At 57.9% G+C, this 850-nt stretch carries 1 protein-coding gene; it reads left to right on the top strand.

The annotated features are described in order from the left end of the window. A partial coding sequence (locus tag AC1D17_RS29170; RefSeq protein WP_477568669.1) for a GntR family transcriptional regulator occupies window positions 1-561 on the top strand: 561 nt, incomplete at its 5' end. Window positions 562-850: the final 289 nt, after the last annotated feature.

The following is an 850-nucleotide window of genomic DNA, read 5'->3' on the forward strand; positions in this document are numbered from 1 at the left end:
TTGCAGGTGAGTGCGATGCCGGTACGCGAAGCGCTTCACAGGCTCGTCGCCGACGGTGCGCTTGAACATCTGGACAATCGCCGTGTCCGGGTGCCGGATATCGATCCGGAAAAATTCGACGAGATCATTGCCGCCCGCATTGCACTTGAGACGATCGCGGCGGCGCGCGCCCTGCCCTTCGTCGACTATTTGCGTCTGGCGCGCCTGCAGCAGCTCGATAATGACATCGACGACGCCTACAAGGCCGGCAATATCGAGCAGGGCATCGAAAGCAATTTCGCGTTCCACCGTTGCCTCTACGAGGTGCGGTCGTCGGCCGTTCTTCTGCCGCTGATCGAATCCGTCTGGTTGCGGCTCGGTCCCTTCATGCGCGAGGCAACGGAAAACCTGGATGAGAGCTACCGCGTCGATCGCCATGCCCAGGCCCTGGAAGCCATCGGCTTGAAGGACGTCGAGGGCCTCAAGGCGGCAATCACCGCCGACATCCAGGAGGGCGTCGGATATCTCGGCCATAAGCGGTTTCTCGATGTTGAGTCAAAGCTGCTCTCGGCACGAAAATGAACAGGCTGCGGGGACGCCTGCCCTGACTGGCGCCTCGGTGGCAGGCCCCGGCCGCCAGCCGATGATGAATCCCGGGTGTTTTGGTGGATTTTGTGGTGTGTTTGGGTAGAATTTGAAATACACTAATGTAATCAGACACTTATGAGAAACTTCATTTTTTTGGAATTGGTGTGTTGACTTCGTTTGTTGGTGGGGACTATAAACCGCTCACCAACGAGGGCGGCGGCGCTGCTGGCGACCGACGAACTCGCTCTGAAATTTCTTATGAAAGTTTGGTGCGGATTTGGGG

The sequence above is a fragment of the Pararhizobium sp. P1_E7 genome, assembly GCF_056405855.1.